This window comes from Marinomonas lutimaris (assembly GCF_019426345.1).
GTDB lineage: Bacteria > Pseudomonadota > Gammaproteobacteria > Pseudomonadales > Marinomonadaceae > Marinomonas > Marinomonas lutimaris.
The window spans coordinates 97,278-116,191 of record NZ_JAHLLW010000011.1 but is presented as its reverse complement, the minus strand read 5'-3'; the positions used below and the strand labels follow the sequence as shown (position 1 = coordinate 116,191).

The 18,914-nt window shown below is 44.8% G+C and carries 13 protein-coding genes; 12 read left to right on the top strand and 1 reads right to left on the bottom strand.

What is annotated here, in order from left to right:
• The first annotated feature begins 67 nt into the window (after positions 1–67).
• From KPL72_RS13755 to KPL72_RS13715, 9 genes are all read left to right on the top strand, one after another.
• On the top strand, positions 68–1,030 hold the full coding sequence (locus KPL72_RS13755) for a hypothetical protein (RefSeq protein ID WP_219703310.1): 963 nt from the start codon (positions 68–70) through the stop codon (positions 1,028–1,030).
• A 43-nt stretch (positions 1,031–1,073) separates the two neighbouring features.
• Positions 1,074–1,712, top strand: a complete 639-nt coding sequence (locus tag KPL72_RS13750) for a hypothetical protein (RefSeq protein ID WP_219703309.1) — start codon at positions 1,074–1,076, stop codon at positions 1,710–1,712.
• Positions 1,705–2,886 (top strand): type IV pilus secretin PilQ, encoded by a 1,182-nt coding sequence (locus KPL72_RS13745; protein ID WP_219703308.1) that lies wholly within the window; start codon positions 1,705–1,707, stop codon positions 2,884–2,886. Before KPL72_RS13750 ends, KPL72_RS13745 begins: the two co-directional genes overlap by 8 nt.
• 42 nt (positions 2,887–2,928) lie before the next feature.
• The gene (locus KPL72_RS13740; protein WP_072840823.1) at positions 2,929–3,477 is read left to right on the top strand and encodes a shikimate kinase; all 549 of its coding nucleotides are present in this window, start codon (positions 2,929–2,931) and stop codon (positions 3,475–3,477) included.
• On the top strand, positions 3,477–4,583 hold the full coding sequence (gene aroB / locus KPL72_RS13735) for a 3-dehydroquinate synthase (protein ID WP_212916808.1): 1,107 nt from the start codon (positions 3,477–3,479) through the stop codon (positions 4,581–4,583). The genes KPL72_RS13740 and aroB overlap by 1 nt, the downstream gene beginning before the upstream one ends.
• A gap of 42 nt (positions 4,584–4,625) precedes the next feature.
• Entirely contained in the window at positions 4,626–6,182 is a 1,557-nt protein-coding gene (locus tag KPL72_RS13730; RefSeq protein WP_219703307.1) for an SPOR domain-containing protein, read from the top strand.
• 518 nt (positions 6,183–6,700) lie between these two features.
• A complete protein-coding gene (gltB, locus tag KPL72_RS13725; protein ID WP_219703306.1) occupies positions 6,701–11,152 on the top strand; it encodes a glutamate synthase large subunit in 4,452 nt (1,483 codons plus the stop codon).
• A 118-nt stretch (positions 11,153–11,270) separates the two neighbouring features.
• Complete coding sequence (locus KPL72_RS13720) at positions 11,271–12,692, top strand: FAD-dependent oxidoreductase (RefSeq protein WP_219703305.1); 1,422 nt, start codon at positions 11,271–11,273, stop codon at positions 12,690–12,692.
• A gap of 152 nt (positions 12,693–12,844) precedes the next feature.
• Positions 12,845–13,015 carry a DUF6435 family protein gene (locus KPL72_RS13715; RefSeq protein ID WP_212916804.1) on the top strand — a complete coding sequence of 57 codons (171 nt, stop codon included), beginning with the start codon at positions 12,845–12,847 and terminating at the stop codon, positions 13,013–13,015.
• A gap of 84 nt (positions 13,016–13,099) precedes the next feature.
• Here KPL72_RS13715 and KPL72_RS13710 read toward each other — a convergent pair whose 3' ends face one another.
• Positions 13,100–14,686, bottom strand: a complete 1,587-nt coding sequence (locus KPL72_RS13710; protein WP_219703304.1) for a cation:proton antiporter family protein — start codon at positions 14,684–14,686, stop codon at positions 13,100–13,102.
• Positions 14,687–14,979: 293 nt separating this feature from the next.
• Between KPL72_RS13710 and chvE the strand changes: the two genes are divergently transcribed.
• The 3 genes from chvE (at position 14,980) to mmsB (ending at position 18,892) form a co-directional block, all read left to right on the top strand.
• Positions 14,980–16,041 carry a multiple monosaccharide ABC transporter substrate-binding protein gene (gene chvE / locus KPL72_RS13705; RefSeq protein ID WP_219703303.1) on the top strand — a complete coding sequence of 354 codons (1,062 nt, stop codon included), beginning with the start codon at positions 14,980–14,982 and terminating at the stop codon, positions 16,039–16,041.
• Between the two features lie 99 nt (positions 16,042–16,140).
• Entirely contained in the window at positions 16,141–17,679 is a 1,539-nt protein-coding gene (gene mmsA, locus KPL72_RS13700) for a multiple monosaccharide ABC transporter ATP-binding protein (RefSeq protein WP_219703302.1), read from the top strand.
• Positions 17,680–17,692: 13 nt separating this feature from the next.
• Positions 17,693–18,892: a multiple monosaccharide ABC transporter permease gene (gene mmsB, locus KPL72_RS13695; protein ID WP_212916800.1), complete on the top strand. Its 1,200-nt coding sequence runs from the start codon at positions 17,693–17,695 to the stop codon at positions 18,890–18,892.
• The last annotated feature ends 22 nt before the right edge of the window (positions 18,893–18,914 follow it).

Below are 18,914 nucleotides of genomic sequence, written 5' to 3'. Positions count from 1 at the left end.
TGGCACGGAAGCCAAACTGAAAACAATACTCTGTTGCTTACTATTTCAAGGATGAATGATGAAGCTCATGTCTGACTATTCTGTGGCGGTTTATTCTGCTCAAGAATGCACCTTATATAACTCTAATAAAGCCGCCAGCTTGGTGGACTTTTCTCTCTCAAGTAATACTTCACAGCCCGATTCCCAGCAATTAAGCACCATTCAACAAGGTCTGGTGGTCGATCAAAATCTTAAACTCTCTCGAATCATTATATTGGTTCCCGATGCTTGGTTATCTGTATCGCTGCATAGGGTTGATCATTTCATTCCTTCATCATTACGGCCTTTGGCAGCCTTGAGCTATGCCGTAGAAACGACATTTTCGCCACCTGATGCCTTGATGTTGAGCTATCAATATGAGGAATTGTCAACGCCTCAGTCTGAGTTGACGGTGTTTGCTTGCTCAAATGAATGGGGGGAGCAGCTGTGTTTGCCGTTTCAGTCGATTGCCAAGTTCTGTTTATTAATGCCGTTAAGTCAATGGGCCGCAATGCCGTTGCGTACTCGTTCTTGGGCTTCTTGTTCACGGCGAGCTTTGTCTGTGTTTCATCCTGAAAAAGAAAAACGCATAAAAGCTCGACGGCTTTGTTGGTATTTAATTGTGTGTAGTTTGTTGGTTCACTGTTTTGCTTCTATCCACTTTATTTCCTTGCATCAGCAGTCGGCGCAGGCGCATATCGAGCATCAACAAATACAAGCAACACAATTCGCATGGTCCTCAACGCAAAACACCAATGAGTTTTCTGAATCTGTGTTGGGCTTGGTTCAGGCTTTGCCGATGTCTGCTCGACTCACATATTTTGAAAGTGAAGGTGAGCGAGCTTTTCTTCAAATAACATTATTGGTAGAAGATCTTAGCCTTTTGCTAATGGAGTGGCGTAAACATAACCCAGACTGGCGCTGGGAAATCGAGCAACAGCCACATTCTCTTTTTTCGCCAATGAGCCAAAAGGAGGTGGTGGATGTTTCTATCGAAGTTTTTAAAAGCTAACGCTGTGTCATTCATAAATATCAATGCTTCAGGGGTATTTCTTTTGATTCTTTTGCAAATTGCTATCTGGTATCCGTTTTTATCTCAAGCTCAAGATGGGTTAAATCGACAGACGCGATTAAAGAATCATGCAGAGAACGATTGGAAAAAAGTTCAGCAACAAGCCAATCTATTACGCGACATTAGATCGCTTGACGAATCATGGTTACAACACAGAGTTGAAGACACCAAAAACGGTGTTCCAACGCAATGGTCTATCGAAGGTGTTGCACCACTGATGGAGTGGCAGACCGTACTTGAGAAGATCGAAGAGCGGTTTGCTTTAGGTTTGCTTTCTGTGTCTTGGCAAAGAAAGGCCGATGGCCAGTGGCAAGGGCGTTTGTTGTTTACTGTTCAACCCCCTAAGGCCAATCGCGAATACCATAATTGGTTGCCGACTAAGCTATACATGAATCGCTTTGTGCCAAATCATTGGCAGTTATTATCGACCATGAGGATGGGGGAAAACACATCGGCGCTAGTAGTCTATAAAGATACTCGGCATTGGATTCGAGAAGGCAGTTGGTTGCCCGATGCGGGCGTCTCTGTCGATGAAGTGTCTTTTGATCGCGTTATTCTGATGGCAAAAGATGGCTCTAAACAGGCTGTGGTGGTACGCAGACAAGGTAGTGATAATGAATAAGTTGCTGCTTCAATGTCTATTTATGTTTTCTCTTATTTTTCCTCGTATAGCATTAGCGATGGATGTGTATTTTGAATCGCGCTCATTACAAGAAGTATTGCCTTGGTTGGCATCACAAATGAATGAAAGTGTGGTGATCAGCCCTGAAATTGACGATGTTTTAACGCTTTCTATCAGAGATGCGAGCTGGAAAGACGTGATGGAAGCGGTAGCTCAACAACCACATCTTCAGCTAGAGTGGCAAGGGCGAGTTGCGGTTCTTATGCCAGCGAAAGAATCAACAAGCGAGAATATCGAAAGTGCATCTTCTGTTTGTCAGCGATCATATTGGGTATTGAGGCATGCCAAAGCAAAAGACGTTGGCGTGCATTTACGCACCTTGCACCCATCTATGTCTTTAGTTGTTGATGATCGGACGAATTCGATCATTGCCAATTTTTGTGGTTCTTCCGACAGTATTCAAGAAACACTCGCTTGGCTAGACACGCCATTAAGGCAAATTGAGATCAGCGCACAAATTGCTCAGGTAAGTCGAAGCGCCCAGTCACAGTTCGGTGTGAACTGGCAAACGACTTTGTCGGATGGCGTTCGGTCATCGATTGGAGGTGCAATTGATTTAGGTGCGCTGACGCCAACGGCAAATCTGGATTTTTCAAACATCGGCGGTTCCGGCTTATTAGCATTTACCTTAGATATTATGGAAAGCGAAGGCCTGGCTGATGTGGTTTCAAAACCCAAAATTGTCACTTCGGAAGGTCAGCCGGCTCGAATTGAGTCGGGAACCGAGGTGCCTTATCAAACCGTTAATGATGACAAAGTCAGCATTGAATTTCGCCAAGCAGCACTTATGTTGGAGGTTACACCCTTTGTGAAAGAGGGTGAGCATATTTTGTTGTCGCTGAATATACATCAGGATTCAGTCGGGGAGCTCATTAATGGTATTCCAAGCCTAAATACGAATCGACTAAAAACACAAGTCGTGGTGAAAAACCAAGAAACGCTTGTTTTAGGTGGGATTTTTCGGGAGGAGAGCTTTGAATCTGAGAGTCGAGTTCCTTTCTTTAGCGACATTCCTTGGCTGGGAGAGTTGTTTAAAAGACGTTCAGAACAGCAAGAAAAGGTTGAATTACTTGTATTTATTACTCCAAAGCTGCTACAAATGTCAGTTAACTAGGCCGCAGTCTAAATCTGCTTAATTCCGACGTAATTGAATACAATGATAAAAGCCCCCAATATTATTTTAGTAGGCCCGATGGGCGCAGGAAAAACGACGATAGGCCGTTTGATTTCTCAATCGATGGGCAAAGAATTTTATGATCTCGATAAAGTCATAGAAGACAATGCCGGCGCCGACATTCCTTGGATTTTTGAACGGGAAGGCGAAGATGGTTTTCGTAAGCGTGAAACTCAAGCATTGGCCTCTATAGCTGAATCGGACACCGGCGATTGCGTTTTAGCGACCGGTGGCGGTATCGTGATGCGTGAAGAAAACAGAGACATTCTTCGAGAAAATGCGCTAGTGGTATATTTGTACGCTTCCGTTGCCCAGCAATTATATCGCACCTCAAAAAGTACTCATCGTCCTCTTTTGCAAACGGGTGATCCGAGAGCAACGTTAAAAAAACTATTTGAAGTGCGTGACCCTCTATACAGAGAAGTAGCGACTTTAGTTATTGAAACGGATTCTCGTCATCCTCGTTCTGTTGCTAATAAGGTGCTAGACGCAATCAAGCGCCATCTTAAAATGGAGATAACCGTATCCTAATGCGCACGTTAACCGTTGACCTTGGCGATCGTAGCTACCCTATTTTTATTGGTAGTGGCATTCGCCAGCAGAAAGCTCTTTTTGATGATGCCATTCATGGCAAGCAAGTCATGATAGTAACCAATGAGACCATTGCGCCTTTGTATCTAGAGTCTATGGTGTCAATGTTATCGGTGGACTATAAAGTCGACACCTGTGTTTTACCTGATGGTGAAGTTTATAAGACGCTAGAAACCTATGGCATGATTATGTCAGCTTTATTAGAAGCAAAGCATAATCGAACCACGACTGTTATTGCCTTAGGTGGCGGAGTGGTGGGTGATATGGCAGGGTTTGCAGCGGCGACTTATCAGCGTGGTGTGCCTTTTATTCAAGTGCCAACGACTTTGCTCTCTCAAGTAGATTCTTCTGTCGGTGGAAAAACCGGCGTGAATCATCCGCTTGGGAAAAACATGATTGGTGCGTTTTATCAGCCTCAAGCTGTGATTATTGATACTGAAACCTTGCTGAGCTTACCTCAACGTGAATTATCAGCAGGCATGGCGGAAGTCATTAAATACGGTTTAATTTGCGATGTGCCATTTTTTGATTGGCTAGAGCAAGAAATGCCTCAGTTGATGGCATTAGACAACGACAAAATTAGCGATGCGATTTACCGGTCTTGTTTGGCGAAAGCCACTGTTGTAGCACAAGACGAGAGAGAAGGCGGAATTCGTGCTATTTTAAACCTAGGCCATACGTTTGGTCATGCGATTGAAACCGAAATGGGTTATGGCAATTGGTTGCACGGCGAGGCGGTTGCGGCAGGTAGTGTGTTAGCCGTTGATCTTTCTTGGCGTATGGGCAATTTAACAGAAGAAGATGTCAGTCGCTCTGTGGCACTTTTTCAAGCTGCAAATTTACCTGTTTTACCACCTGCCCAGATGACGCTTGAGTGTTTCATTGAGCGCATGGCGTTGGATAAAAAAGTACTCGATGGCAGTTTGCGTTTGGTGCTGCTTGGCGCATTGGGTGATGCGATTGTAACATCGGATTTTCCAATGGAAGACTTTAACTCTTGTCTTTTAGATGCGCTTGAAGCGAGTAAACAAACTAAGCTTGTTTAACATTGCTTACTCTTGTTAGTTATTTATTGTTGAAGGACGACTATGCCTAAGCCAGACTTTCAGTTTGATCTAGAGGATGCGCTTAATCAGCCCCCAAAAGCCACGCTGAGGGATCCTTTTGGCTCGAAAGACGCCTCGCTGTATTTTGCGTCTGAAGAAGGCAATCAGCAGCTGGCTTTGCTTGAGCATTTGAGTCGTTACAGTAGTTTGTTGTCTGTGGTTCAAGGGCCACAAGGCAGCGGCAAAAGTCGATTTTTGATGGAATTTGCTCGTCACCAAGATGACACGACAGTTGTTAGTCACGTCAAAGCGACTATGCTGATGACGGCAGGGCAGTTGCTGCAAGCCATGTATGCTGGTTTTGCTAGTCATTTCACACAGCCTCCAAATGAAACCACTTTTGGCCCTTTGCTTAAGTTTTCCCATGACTTAGATGAAAAAGGCCAAGCGGCTTTGGTGTTAATTGATAATGCTCAAGAGCTAAACACCGATGCGGTAAGTATGTTGCTAGACATGATGTCGCTGGCAACAGAAAATCAAACCGTTCCTCATATTGTCTTGTTCAGTGAATATTCCTTATCACGCAATCTTGATGCCTATCAGCGCTCTCGTTATGAGCAACTGAGTCATTCATTTACTTTAGCCCCTTACTCATTAGAGCAAACACGTGCTTACTTATTACATAGGGTACGTGCGGTTGGTGGCGGGATTAATTTGCCGTTTAATGACAAGCAAGTGAAACAGATTTATCAAGAGTCTGGTGGCTACCCAGGTCGAATTAATCAGCTTGCTCAGGCCATGATGGGCAATGGTAATAAACCTGCAAAATCTGCTATGCGTTTTAATCTGGCTGTGGGGTTTCCTTTAGCGCATATGGCGCTGCTTTCAGTGGTCATGCTCGGCATTTTAGTCGCCGTGTTATTTTCTGATAAATCAGAGACGCCAATAACTTCCTCGGCCGATAGAAGTAGTAATGTGATCCCTTTAAGCCCAAGGCAAGGGCAATCCTCTGCGGAAACGATTGCACGTATTGATGCAATGCAGCGTAAGATCGGCCAAGAAGGTGAAATTATACTGCCGCCAATTCCTGCGGGGTCCTCTTCATTGCCAGCGATAAGCATGTCTAATGCTCCATCTGCAGAACAGCCTAATACGTCATCTATGTTAACCCCAGCAATTTCTACTGCACCTATTCGTTCTGAGGCGCCTTTAGCGCAAGCCGCTCCAACTGTCGATGCGCCAGCAGAAATGGTGCCGACTAGAAATGAACAAGCTAACCTAAAAGTCTCACAAGATCGCTTCGATAAAACGGAATGGTGGTTATCGCAAAACCCAAATCGTTACACCTTGCAGTTGTTAGGTACTCATAATAAGGGAACCGTACAGGATTTTATTCGTGATCAAGGTGGTGTGGATGCTTTTGGTTACTTTAAGTCGAAGCACAATGGCAAGGATTGGTTTGTCGTGGTTTATGGTTCTTATCGTAATCGTAGCGAAGCTATTGCCGCGGCAGAAACGCTTCCTAAAGATATCCGAGATCTTAATCCTTGGGCACGAAGCGCTCGTGGTATTCAGGATGATATTAAGAAAGCCCAGTGATATCTGCTGAGATTTCGGCCTCGTCTTGGCTTCGCTCGGGACTTAGCGCAAAGATCTCATGCTGTTTTGCGTTTACTGTTTACGCTTTATATCTCCGATACCGAGTTTTCTGCTGATTCAAAGTGTATAAAACGTCGTCAAAGTCTCTTTTTGTGAGACTTTTGTATAGCAAACCTCTTAATTTAGTAAAAATCACTGTAATTCCCTGAAAAACATGAATGAACAGTGGAATTTTCTGTTTGGAAAAACTCCAGCCATAGATAATTCTCTAAGTCCGCGATATTTGCCGCTAAAACCCCTTTAAAAAACGCCAAAATAACATAAAGCAGTCCTTGCCTCGTTTGAGTAGTGCTCTTCGTCAGGGTAGTATGATCGTCCATTTCGGTGGTATTTAGGGTAGATGATAGTCATTCTCGAAGCGGGGTTCCTTTACGCTTTCGCTTTTTAGCCCAGCCACCTGATAATCGAATTTATATCTAATTTTAATAATTTTACGTTTTAACTGTGGGAGTTGGTGTATGAATGCAGGCCTTTATCGTCCTGGCGAGTTCAAAGACAACTGTGGCTTTGGCTTAATTGCTCATATGGAAGGCAATACTAGCCATGAATTACTTAAGACAGCCATTGAGTCTTTGACATGTATGACACACCGTGGCGGCATCGCTGCTGATGGCAAAACTGGTGACGGCTGTGGTCTTCTTATCCAAAAGCCGGATCTATTTTTACGTGGTGAAGCACACGCTTTATTTAATCACACCTTGTCTGACCTTTACGGTATCGGCATGGTGTTTCTTGATCAAGATGACACGCTTGCCAGTGAGCAACGTGAAACTTTGACGAAAAAATTGACTGATGAAGGTTTGAATGTGGTTGGTTGGCGTGAAGTGCCAATTGATGCGTCTTGTCTTGGTGTTATCGCGATGGATTGCTTGCCTCGTATCGAGCAAGTATTTGTCGACAGCAACCGTATGGACGCTCGTACTTTCGCAACACGTTTGTTTGTCGCTCGCCGCCAAACTGAAATCGCACTAGCGCAATACGAAAATTTCTACATCTGTTCTTTGTCTGACAAAGTGTTGGCATACAAAGGTTTGATGATGCCAGTGGATTTGCCTTTCTTTTATAAAGATTTGGGCAACGAAAAAATGCAAACAGCGATTTGTGTTTTCCACCAACGCTTCTCTACTAATACATTACCAAAATGGCCATTGGCACAACCGTTCCGCATGTTGGCGCACAACGGTGAGATCAATACCATCGAAGGTAACCGCAACTGGGCATTGGCTCGTAGCAGCAAACTACGCACGCCGCTGATCCCTGAACTGCAAGATCTTCAACCTATTGTTAACTTGACGGGTTCTGACTCTTCTTCCATGGATAACATGTTGGAAGTCTTGGTAACCGGTGGCGTGGATATTTTCCGTGCTGCGCGTTTGATCATTCCACCAGCGTGGCAAAACGTTGAAAACATGGATCCAGAGCTACGTGCGTTCTATCAGTACAACTCTATGCACATGGATCCTTGGGACGGCCCAGCTGGTTTGGTTATGACTGACGGCCGTCATGCGATTTGTATGCTTGACCGTAACGGTTTACGCCCTGCTCGTTGGGTTATTACTAAGAATGGCTTTATCACCTTAGCTTCAGAAGTCGGCACTTACGGCTATAAGTCTGAAGATGTTGTGTCGAAAGGCCGCGTTGGTCCTGGCCAAATGTTGGTTATTGACACACAAAACGGCAAAGTACTACACACTGATGATATCGATAATCGTCTTAAATCCATGCATCCATACAAAAAATGGTTGAAGCAGGAAGCGATTCGCATTGAATCTTTGTTGGAAGAGTCGTCTCTTGAGTTCGAACCTTTCACTAAAGAAGAAATGCTGACGTATCAGAAGATGTTCCAAGTATCTTTTGAAGAGCGCGAACAAATTTTCCGTCCATTGGCTGAAAGTGGCCATGAAGCGGTTGGTTCTATGGGTGATGACACGCCGATGGCGGTTATGTCTAGTCAAACTCGTCCAGTGACAGATTATTTCCGTCAGAAGTTTGCGCAGGTAACTAACCCACCAATCGATCCACTGCGTGAATCTGTGGTGATGTCGTTGGAAACCTGTATTGGTGTGGAGCGTAACTTATTTGAAGAAACGCCAAAACACGCAAATCGCATAATCTTGTCATCGCCTGTACTGTCACCACGTAAATACAGTCGTTTATTAGCATTAGACGATCACCGTTTCCGTTTGGTGCGTTTGAATACCAATTACAATCCAGAAAACGTTTCTCTTGAGCAAGCGATTAAAGACTTGCAATTGAAAGCGGAAGAAGTGGTGCGTAACGGCGCAGTTATTGTGGTTCTAACGGATCGTGATATCGCAAAAGGCCATTTGCCTATTCCTTCGCCAATGGCAGTCGGTGCGGTACATCATCATTTGTCTAAGCAAGGTTTGCGTTGTGATTCCAACATCATCGCTGATACTGGTTTTGCACGTGACCCTCATCAATTTGCTGTGTTATTAGGCTTTGGTGCAACGGCTGTTTATCCGTATCTTTCTTATCGCTTAATCAATGACATGATAGATAAAGGCGAAGTATTGGGTGATCCAATTGCTTGTCACGTGAAATACCGTAAAGGTATTAACAAAGGCTTGATGAAGATAATCTCTAAAATGGGGATCTCGACGATTGCTTCTTACCGTGGTGCGCAGCTATTTGAAGCAGTTGGTTTGGACACGAAAGTGGTTGACCTATGTTTCAAAGGCGTTCCAAGCCGCATCAAAGGCGCACGTTTTGAAGATTTCCAAAAGGATCAAGAATCCATCGCGAGCAACGCGTGGAAATTGCGTAAACCAATTCAGCAGGGCGGTTACCTAAAATACGTCCATGAAGCGGAATACCATGCCTTTAACCCAGACGTGGTTCGCAATTTGCAAACGGCAGTCGGCAGTGGACGCTTTGAAGATTTCACCAAATACACAGAGCTAGTTAACAACCGTCCAGCGTCTATGTTGCGCGATTTGTTTACCTTGTCTGATAAAGCGAAAGCCATTGCTTTGGACAAAGTTGAATCCATTGAAGAGATTCTACCTCGCTTCGACTCGGCGGGTATGTCTTTGGGTGCCTTGTCACCAGAAGCACACGAAGCGCTAGCGCAAGCGATGAACGAATTAGGTTGTCGCTCTAACTCTGGTGAGGGTGGTGAAGATCCAGCTCGTCACGGTACTGAGCGTCGCTCTAAGATTAAGCAAATTGCTTCTGGCCGTTTTGGCGTTACACCAGAATATTTGGTCAACGCTGAAGTACTACAGATTAAAGTAGCACAAGGCGCAAAACCGGGTGAGGGCGGTCAGTTACCTGGCGGTAAAGTAAATGGCTTAATCGCTCGCCTACGCTATGCGGTTCCTGGTGTTACCTTGATTTCACCACCGCCACATCACGATATTTATTCTATCGAAGATTTGGCACAGCTGATTTTTGATTTGAAACAAGTGAATCCAGATGCGCTAATCTCTGTGAAACTGGTTTCTGAACCGGGTGTTGGTACGATTGCCGCTGGTGTAGCGAAAGCTTACGCGGATTTGATCACCATCTCTGGTTATGACGGTGGTACGGCAGCATCGCCAATTACGTCAATTCGCCATGCGGGATCGCCTTGGGAATTAGGTTTAGCAGAAGCGCAACAAGCACTTCGTTCTAACGATCTTCGTGGCAAAATTCGCTTGCAAACAGACGGTGGTTTAAAAACTGGTTTGGACGTAGTGAAAGCGGCGATTCTTGGTGCAGAAAGCTTTGGTTTTGGTACCACGCCAATGGTTGCCATGGGCTGTAAGTTCTTGCGTATTTGTCATTTGAATAACTGTGCTACGGGTGTGGCGACTCAGGACCAAATGCTGCGTGATGAACACTTCATCGGCACAGTAGACATGATTAAAAACTTCTTCCGTTTTATGGCAGAAGATACACGTCAATGGCTAGCGAAGTTGGGCGTTGCTCGTTTACAAGATTTGATCGGTCGTACTGATCTGTTGGCCATCTTGCCGGGTGAAACTGATAAACAGCGTAATTTGGATTTGTCACCGATCTTGAAAAACGATGCAATCCCTGCTGATAAAGCACAATACTGTGAAACACCATTTAACCCACCACACGATAAAGGCCTATTAGCTTTGAAAATGTGGGACACAGTTAAAGACGTGATTGAAGAAAAAGAAGGCGGCGAGTTTGCTTTTGACGTGACCAACTGTGACCGTTCTATCGGTGCGCGTTTGTCTGGTGAGATTGCGAAGCGTTACGGTAACCAAGGTATGTCTGATGTGCCATTAACATTGAAGTTGACTGGTACTGCTGGTCAAAGTTTCGGTGTATGGAACGCAGGTGGTTTAAACATGTACCTAGAAGGCGATGCTAACGATTACGTTGGTAAAGGCATGACAGGTGGCAAGTTGGTTATTCGTTCTCCTAAAGGGTCGATCTTCAAATCACAAGATTCTGCCATTATCGGTAACACCTGTTTGTATGGTGCGACTGGCGGTAAATTGTTCGCGGCAGGTACAGCGGGTGAGCGTTTTGCAGTACGTAACTCTGGAACGCATACGGTTATCGAAGGCGCAGGCGATCACTGCTGTGAATACATGACTGGCGGTATGGTAACTGTGCTTGGTAATACAGGTTACAACTTTGGTGCGGGTATGACAGGCGGTTTCGCTTACGTACTCGATTTAGACCGTACCTTCGTGGATAAGTACAATCACGAATTGGTGGAAATTCACCGTATCGGTACGGAATTGACGGAAGAGTATCGTTCACACCTTCGCTCTGTGATCGAAGAATACGTCCGAGAAACTGACAGCGAATGGGGCCAAGAGATCCTAGAAAACTTCTATGACTACATTGGCAAGTTCTGGCTAGTGAAGCCAAAAGCCGCGAGTTTAGGCGCGCTATTGGCAAATACTCGTCAACGTCCGGAATAAAACACGCTGTTATGGCGCTTGGTTTGCAATGAAACGAATCAAGCGCTGTGAACGAATCAGTCTGACCCATTTGAGAGAAGCGCTGTCTGTTTACAGGCAGCCAAGGAGATAGCAGCTTATGTCTGAGCGCTTGAACAACGCATTTCAATTCGTCGAAGTGGACCGTAAGGATCCTAAGAAAAAGCCTTTAATTACTCGTAAGGCGCAATTCGTCGAAATTTATAAACCATTTGAAGAAGCGGGTGCGAAAGATCAAGCACATCGCTGTCTAGAGTGTGGCAACCCTTATTGTGAGTGGAAATGCCCAGTACATAACTACATTCCAAACTGGCTGAAGTTAGTAAGCGAAGGTAGCATTTTAGAAGCAGCTGAGTTGAGCCATCAAACCAACTCTTTGCCAGAAGTCTGTGGTCGTGTTTGCCCACAAGACCGTCTTTGTGAAGGCGCTTGTACCCTTGGCGAAGGTGGCTTTGGTGCGGTGACGATCGGTTCTGTTGAAAAATATATTACAGACACGGCGTTTGCTTTGGGCTGGCGTCCTGATATGTCTAACGTAGTACCGGTTAATAAAACAGTTGCTATCGTTGGTGCAGGTCCTGCTGGTCTTGCTTGTGCGGACATATTGGTGCGTAACGGTATCAAACCAGTCGTATTTGATAAGTACCCAGAAATTGGTGGCTTGCTGACGTTTGGTATTCCAGAATTCAAACTGGAAAAAAGCGTTATGACACGCCGTCGTGAAATTTTTGAAGAAATGGGCGTGGAGTTTGTACTTGGAACGTCTGTTGGTGACGATGTACCATTTGAACATGTATTGGAAGAGTACGATGCCGTGTTTTTAGGCATGGGTACTTATAAATACATGAAAGGCGGTTTCCCAGGTGAAGACTTACCAGGCGTTCATGATGCCTTGGATTACCTGATTTCTAACGTCAATCATTGCCTAGACTTCGAAGAAGACGAAGCTGATTACGTGAATCTAAAAGGCAAGCAAGTTGTTGTCTTGGGTGGTGGTGATACGGCAATGGACTGTAACCGTACTGCGATTCGTCAAGGTGCGAAAAGCGTGACTTGTGCCTACCGTCGTGACCAAGAAAACATGCCAGGTTCTCGTAAAGAAGTGCAAAACGCGAAAGAAGAAGGCGTGCAGTTCCTATTTAACCGTCAGCCAGTGGAAATCATTGGTGATGGCAAAGTAGAAGGCATCAAGGTTGTTGAAACTCAAATGGGCGCGCCTGACGAAAACGGCCGTCGTACTGCTGAGATTGTTGAAGGCAGCGAGCAAATTATACCTGCTGACACGGTATTGATCGCCTTTGGTTTCCAAGCTAGCCCTGCGCCTTGGTTCGAGAAATTTGGTATCGAAACAGACGCTCGTGGACGTGTTATCGCACCGAAGAAAGGCAAGTACATGTTCCAGACAACCAACGAGAAAATCTTTGCTGGTGGCGACATGGTGCGTGGTTCTGACCTAGTGGTAACAGCTATTGATGAAGGTCGTAAGGCAGCTGAAGGGATTATGGATTTCCTAGACGTCTAATTACAAGGCCGCGAGCTTGTGGAGTTTTGAGTTAAAACGCCAATCAGAGAAATCTGCTTGGCGTTTTTGTTTTGGTGACTTGTAACGTTAAAAAGATCTAAATTCCAGTTCGTGTCGTATTAACTCTATAAATTCACAACAGCAGGCTAATTATGTTTTCTTTTCTTAAGTCCGACCCGATTAAAAAACTCGACAAAGAATATGGCGAGTTACTAGAAAAAGCCATGCAAGCCCAACGTGGCGGCGATATCAGACTCTATTCAGAATTGACTGAAAAAGCCGAAGTGGTGAAAGCCAAAATAGATGAAGCTAGGTCTGCATAAATAGATTCAATAAAAAGCGCGATGCTATATTCATGGCATCGCGTTTTTAGTTTTGACTTTTAAGTGCTTAGCGCTTTTTAGTGACTAAGAAGGTATGGCGTTGTCCATTGGCCGAATAAGCGCCAAGCTCTCTTCGGCGAAACCTGTACCCGCTTCGGTGTAGAAGTTGAAGACGTTGTCTATGCCGCTGTTGATGAGGATTTCTCTTTCATCTTGATAACGTGCTATGGCTGCGATTTGGCCTGTGTAGTTGGCTTTACGTAGCTGTATGGCGACATTAGTGGTGTCTTCCGTGGCAGGTAATGCCAACAGAACGAGCTCAATTCTAGATGTGTCCAAACGTTCCCATAAGTCAGCGTCTTCACCGTCCCCGTAGAAGACGTTTTCTTGGTCGGCTTGCATTTGGTTAATACGATTGCGATCCGCATCCATACCAGCGACTGTGTCGCCAACCAGACCTTTCAACGACTCAAACGCACCGCGTCCGACTCGACCTAAACCCACCACGAGAATGTCGCTGTTTACTGGTTGTACAAAGCGATCTTCTGGTAAACAATCTGCGCTTTCAAAGCGACGAATGACGTCTTTGTTTTTACGATACATGCGGTGCACATTACGGTACAAAATACTGGTAATGACGAAGGAGAAAGACACCGCAAGCGCTAATACGACGAGCCATTCTTTTTCTAACCAGCCGTTTGCCACACTCAGTGCAACGACAATTAAGCCAAATTCGCTGTAGTTAGAAAGAATGATCGATGACAAAAATGATGTTCGGCCGCGCAGTTTCATTTTTGTCATTAGTACGAAGAAGAGTGCGAACTTCAATAGAATCACTAAAGTAATGATTAGACTCATGCCGACCATGCTTAATGTAGGTAATGCGGTGAAGCCGATGGACAAGAAAAAACCAATTAAAAACAAGTCTTTGAAATTCATTAGCGACTTGTTCATTTCGGCAGCTTTGGGGTGAGATGCTAATAAAATACCAACGATCAGCGCGCCTAAATCGCCTTTTACGCCAACCAGATAAAACAGTTCATAACCACCTAGCGCAAGAAATAATCCTGTTAACGGCAGCATTTCCCCGTGACCCGCTTTGTCGACGATTTTATTGATAAGCGGACGAATTAGCAGTAAACCAAATAACCCCAGTGCCCAGATTGAAGGTACTTTGCCTGTGGCTGCGACAAGAAAAACCACAGCGACTATGTCCTGCATAACCAAAATGCCAAGGGACAATTGTCCGTGACGAGTTTTTAATTCACTGCCTTCTTCTAGCAATTTCATTACACAAACAGTACTAGAAAAGCTGAGTGCGAAACCGATAAGCGCGGCGGTTTTAAAATCCAGCACGCCAAAGTAGGGCAGACTTAATGTGCCAAGTAGTAAGGCAATACCTGCAAACACTATGGTGCTTATGCCCATATGACTCAATGTCGATGCCCAGACTTCTCGTTTTAAAAGGTCCTTAACATGCAATTTTAAGCCGATGCTAAACAGCATCAGCGTAATGCCAATGTTGGCAAGAGAATCTAGAGTATTGCTTGGCTCTAATCCTGCGTAATTAAGTAGAAAGCCAGCCAACAAAAAACCTATTAGTGGCGGTAAATTGATCAACTTGACGGCCAGTCCGCAGGCGAATGCGAATAAGATCCAAATGAATTCCATAGATTCCTTCTAATGTTAGAGAGTCGGTAAAGAGAGCTTTTATCATACGAAATTTGACTGAGGCGTGCAGCACGTAATATGGCTATTTGGAGGTATCCTTACAATTCGATACACATAACAAAAATGATATGAAGGCAAACATTTATTCTATTTGATTGGTATGTACATTTTGCCTACTCTGGATGATAGGTTTTTCAAGACCTGATTGGCTCGAAAAAATAATCATAAAAAATCTACGGTCACTGAAGCTTGTTCCTTCATGGTACTTGCCTTGGCTGTAACAGGAGAAGCTAATGAACTATTTAAAAAATGCCATTGCTGGTTTAGTACTGGGTGCCACTGCACTGAGCTCTGCGAGTGCCTTGGCTGCTGAGGGTTATGTCGGTATTGCCATGCCAACTAAGTCTTCCGCTCGTTGGATCACAGATGGTGATTCCATGGTGCAACTCTTCAAAGATGCGGGTTACAAAGTCGATCTGCAATACGCCGAAGATGAAATTCCGAATCAACTTTCTCAAATTGAAAATATGATCGTAAAAGGCGTTGACGTGCTTGTCATTGCTGCGATTGATGGAACGACCTTATCTAATGCACTGGAAAACGCTGATGCTGCCGGTATTAAAGTTATCTCCTATGACCGTTTGATTAAAAACAGCCCTTATGTGAGCTACTACGCGACGTTCGATAACTTCAAAGTCGGTGTGTTGCAAGCTAAGTCTTTGGTAAGCGGTATGGAAAAACGCGGTAAAGGTCCTTACAACGTCGAGTTGTTTGGTGGTTCTCCAGACGATAACAACGCTTATTTCTTCTATAACGGCGCTATGTCTGTGCTTCAGCCAATGATTGATTCTGGCAAGGTAAATGTTGTCTCTGGTCAAATGGGCATGGACAAAGTAGGCACCTTACGTTGGGACGGTGCGACCGCTCAAGCACGTATGGATAATTTGTTGTCTGCACATTACACCAAGAAACACATAGACGGTGTGTTGTCTCCTTATGACGGTATTTCTATTGGTATTTTGTCGTCACTTAAAGGCGTAGGTTACGGTTCTGGCAATTTGAAAATGCCTATCGTAACGGGTCAAGATGCGGAAGTGCCATCAGTGAAATCCATTATCGCAGGCGAGCAATACTCCACTGTTTTCAAAGACACTCGTGAATTAGCCAATGTCACAGTAAGTATGGTTCAAGCGGTATTGAATGATGCCACACCAGAAATCAATGACACTACAACCTATGACAATGGCATTAAGGTTGTTCCAAGTTATTTGCTTGAGCCTGTAACCGTTGATAAATCCAACTGGCAAGATGTGTTGCTAGGTAGTGGTTATTACACGAAGTCTCAGGTCGAATAAGCGCACGATTAGTATCCTAATTCAACAATAATAAACCAGCAGAGGCGTTGTTGACCGTGTGTCGATACGGCAAGAACGCGTCTGCTAATGGGATGTTTTATGGAAAATATTATTTTGGAAATGCGCAGCATTACCAAGACGTTTCCTGGAGTAAAAGCCCTCGATGCGGTGAACCTTAAAGTTCGTGCTGGCGAGATTCACGCTTTAGTGGGTGAAAATGGCGCGGGTAAATCGACTCTCATGAAAGTGCTGAGTGGCGTTTATCCACATGGAAGTTATGAAGGCGATATTCTGTTTAATGATGAAACCGTTGCATTTACTGGCATAACGGACAGCGAAGAGAAAGGCATCATCATTATTCACCAAGAGCTAGCGCTCGTGCCGCTTTTATCAATCGCAGAGAATCTATTTTTAGGTAACGAGAATGTAGAAGGTGGCGTGATTAATTGGCCAAAAACCTATTCTCGTACGCAAGAATTGTTAGCCAAAGTCGGCTTGAAAGAGTCTCCTTCGACCTTAGTGGGTCAATTGGGAGTGGGTAAGCAGCAACTTATTGAGATTGCCAAAGCCCTTGCCAAAGATGTGAAGTTATTGATTCTGGATGAGCCAACGGCTGCGCTACAAGAGAACGATAGCGCGAAGTTACTTGACCTATTGTTGGAATTTAAAGCTCAGGGTATTTCCTCCATCCTAATTACCCACAAATTAAACGAAATCAGCCGTGTAGCAGACAGCATCACAGTGATTCGTGATGGCGCTTCTGTATCTACTCTAGATTGTCATGCGCAGAGCATCAGTGAAGCAGACATTATTCGCGATATGGTTGGCCGAGATATGGCGAACCGTTACCCAGCAAGGAAGCACCCGACCCAAGAAGGTCATTTAGGCAAAACGCTCATGGAAGTAAGCCGTTGGAATGTGTGGCATCCCGATGCGTTAGATCGTCAGATGATTCATGATATTGAATTCAACGTGCACGCCGGTGAAATTGTCGGGATTGCGGGTTTGATGGGCTCAGGACGAACTGAATTGGCAATGAGTTTGTTTGGTCAGAGTTATGGCAAAAACATCCAAGGCGAAGTGCGTTTACGCGGCGAAATCGCCGATTTATCAACCGTGCCAAAGGCCATAAAAAGTGGTTTGGCGTACGTCACCGAAGACCGTAAAGAGCTGGGTTTGATCCTAGAAGAAACCATCCAGACCAACACTACGTTAGCGAACCTTGATCGTGTGTCTTCAAATGGTGTAATTGACGGAAACATTGAACGTCAGGTGTCAGAGGATTATCGACAAGCGCTCAATATTCGCACTCCTAGCGTCTTTCAAAAGGTGATGAACCTATCAGGCGGTAACCAACAAAAAGTGGTGTTGAGTAAGTGGTTGTATTCGCAGCCAGACGTTTTGATTCTAGACGAGCCAACCCGCGGCATAGATGTGGGGGCTAAGTTCGAAATTTACAGCATCATCAATGAGCTGGCCGATGACGGTAAAGGCGTGGTGATGATTTCTTCAGAGATGCCAGAGTTACTTGGCATGTGTGATCGTATTTACGTGATGAACGAAGGCCGCTTTGTTGGTGAGTTAGACAAAGCTGATGCGAGCCAAGAGAAAATCATGTCAATGATAGTGAAAGCGTAACGGAGCAATAATAATGACAACAAAAGAAACCTCTACAGTGGTCCAATCGGCACCGTCTGTTACCAGCTACTTGAAATCGCATATGCGTGATTACGGTATGTTGATCGCACTGGTTGTGATCATGGGCATGTTTCAGTTTTTGACCGATGGCACCTTGATGCGTCCGGTTAACTTAACCAACTTATTCTTACAAAACAGCTACATCATCATTATGGCGATTGGCATGTTACTGGTCATTGTTGCGGGACATATCGATTTATCGGTTGGTTCTGTAGCAGGCTTCGTTGGGGCATTGGCTGCCGTGATGTCGGTTAACTATGACTTGCCAACGATTGTTGTGGTGCCTGTGTGTCTTGTTGTTGGTTTGATCATTGGTGGTTTACAAGGCTATTGGATTGCCTACTGGAAAATCCCAGCCTTTATCGTCACCTTGGCGGGCATGTTGGTTTTCCGCGGTTTGACTCTTGCTTTGCTGGAAGGTCAGTCAGTGGGACCATTTCCAAAAAGCTTTCAGCTATTAAGTACAGGCTTTATACCGGATGTGTTTGGTGTGGGGCGTCCAAATGTGACCGCATTGGTGTTAGGTGTGTTGGCAGCTAGTGCAATTGTTTTCTTGGCCGCTCGCAGTCGATCTCGTGCCTTGAAATACGGGATTCAAGATGAGCCTTTTTCTTTCTTCATTGTGAAAAATGCTCTAGTTGCTATCGCTATCATTTATTTATCTTATTTATTAAGTACTTACCGTGGTTTGCCAAACGTGTTGATGACTATGGCGGTGTTGATCGCGATTTATACCTTCTTGACTAACAGCACCACAATTGGTCGTCGCATCTACGCTTTGGGTGGCAATGTTAAGGCGGCGAAGCTATCGGGCATTAATACCGAACGCTTAACCTTTTTGACCTTTGCCAACATGGGCATGTTGGCCGCATTGGCAGGTTTGATCTTTGCTGCGCGCTTAAATACAGCGACGCCAAAAGCGGGTTTCGCCATGGAGTTAGATGTTATTGCTGCCGTATTTATCGGTGGCGCTTCCATGTCGGGCGGCGTTGGTAAAATCATCGGTGCGGTGATTGGTGCCTTCATCATGGGCGTAATGAATAACGGGATGTCGATATTGGGTATAGGGATTGATTGGCAGCAGGTTATTAAGGGCTTGGTATTGCTCGCTGCGGTTATCTTCGACGTCTACAACAAACAAAAAGCGCGCTAAGAACGCGGGTTAAGGAGCGATT

Coding starts and splice junctions, on each gene's coding strand:
- KPL72_RS13720 (WP_219703305.1), top strand. CDS start 11,271: ATGTCTGAGCGCTTGAACAACGCATTTCAATTCGTCGAAGTGGACCGT.
- KPL72_RS13740 (WP_072840823.1), top strand. CDS start 2,929: ATGATAAAAGCCCCCAATATTATTTTAGTAGGCCCGATGGGCGCAGGA.
- mmsA (WP_219703302.1), top strand. CDS start 16,141: ATGGAAAATATTATTTTGGAAATGCGCAGCATTACCAAGACGTTTCCT.
- chvE (WP_219703303.1), top strand. CDS start 14,980: ATGAACTATTTAAAAAATGCCATTGCTGGTTTAGTACTGGGTGCCACT.
- KPL72_RS13710 (WP_219703304.1), bottom strand. CDS start 14,686: ATGGAATTCATTTGGATCTTATTCGCATTCGCCTGCGGACTGGCCGTC.
- mmsB (WP_212916800.1), top strand. CDS start 17,693: ATGACAACAAAAGAAACCTCTACAGTGGTCCAATCGGCACCGTCTGTT.
- aroB (WP_212916808.1), top strand. CDS start 3,477: ATGCGCACGTTAACCGTTGACCTTGGCGATCGTAGCTACCCTATTTTT.
- gltB (WP_219703306.1), top strand. CDS start 6,701: ATGAATGCAGGCCTTTATCGTCCTGGCGAGTTCAAAGACAACTGTGGC.
- KPL72_RS13745 (WP_219703308.1), top strand. CDS start 1,705: ATGAATAAGTTGCTGCTTCAATGTCTATTTATGTTTTCTCTTATTTTT.
- KPL72_RS13730 (WP_219703307.1), top strand. CDS start 4,626: ATGCCTAAGCCAGACTTTCAGTTTGATCTAGAGGATGCGCTTAATCAG.
- KPL72_RS13755 (WP_219703310.1), top strand. CDS start 68: ATGTCTGACTATTCTGTGGCGGTTTATTCTGCTCAAGAATGCACCTTA.
- KPL72_RS13715 (WP_212916804.1), top strand. CDS start 12,845: ATGTTTTCTTTTCTTAAGTCCGACCCGATTAAAAAACTCGACAAAGAA.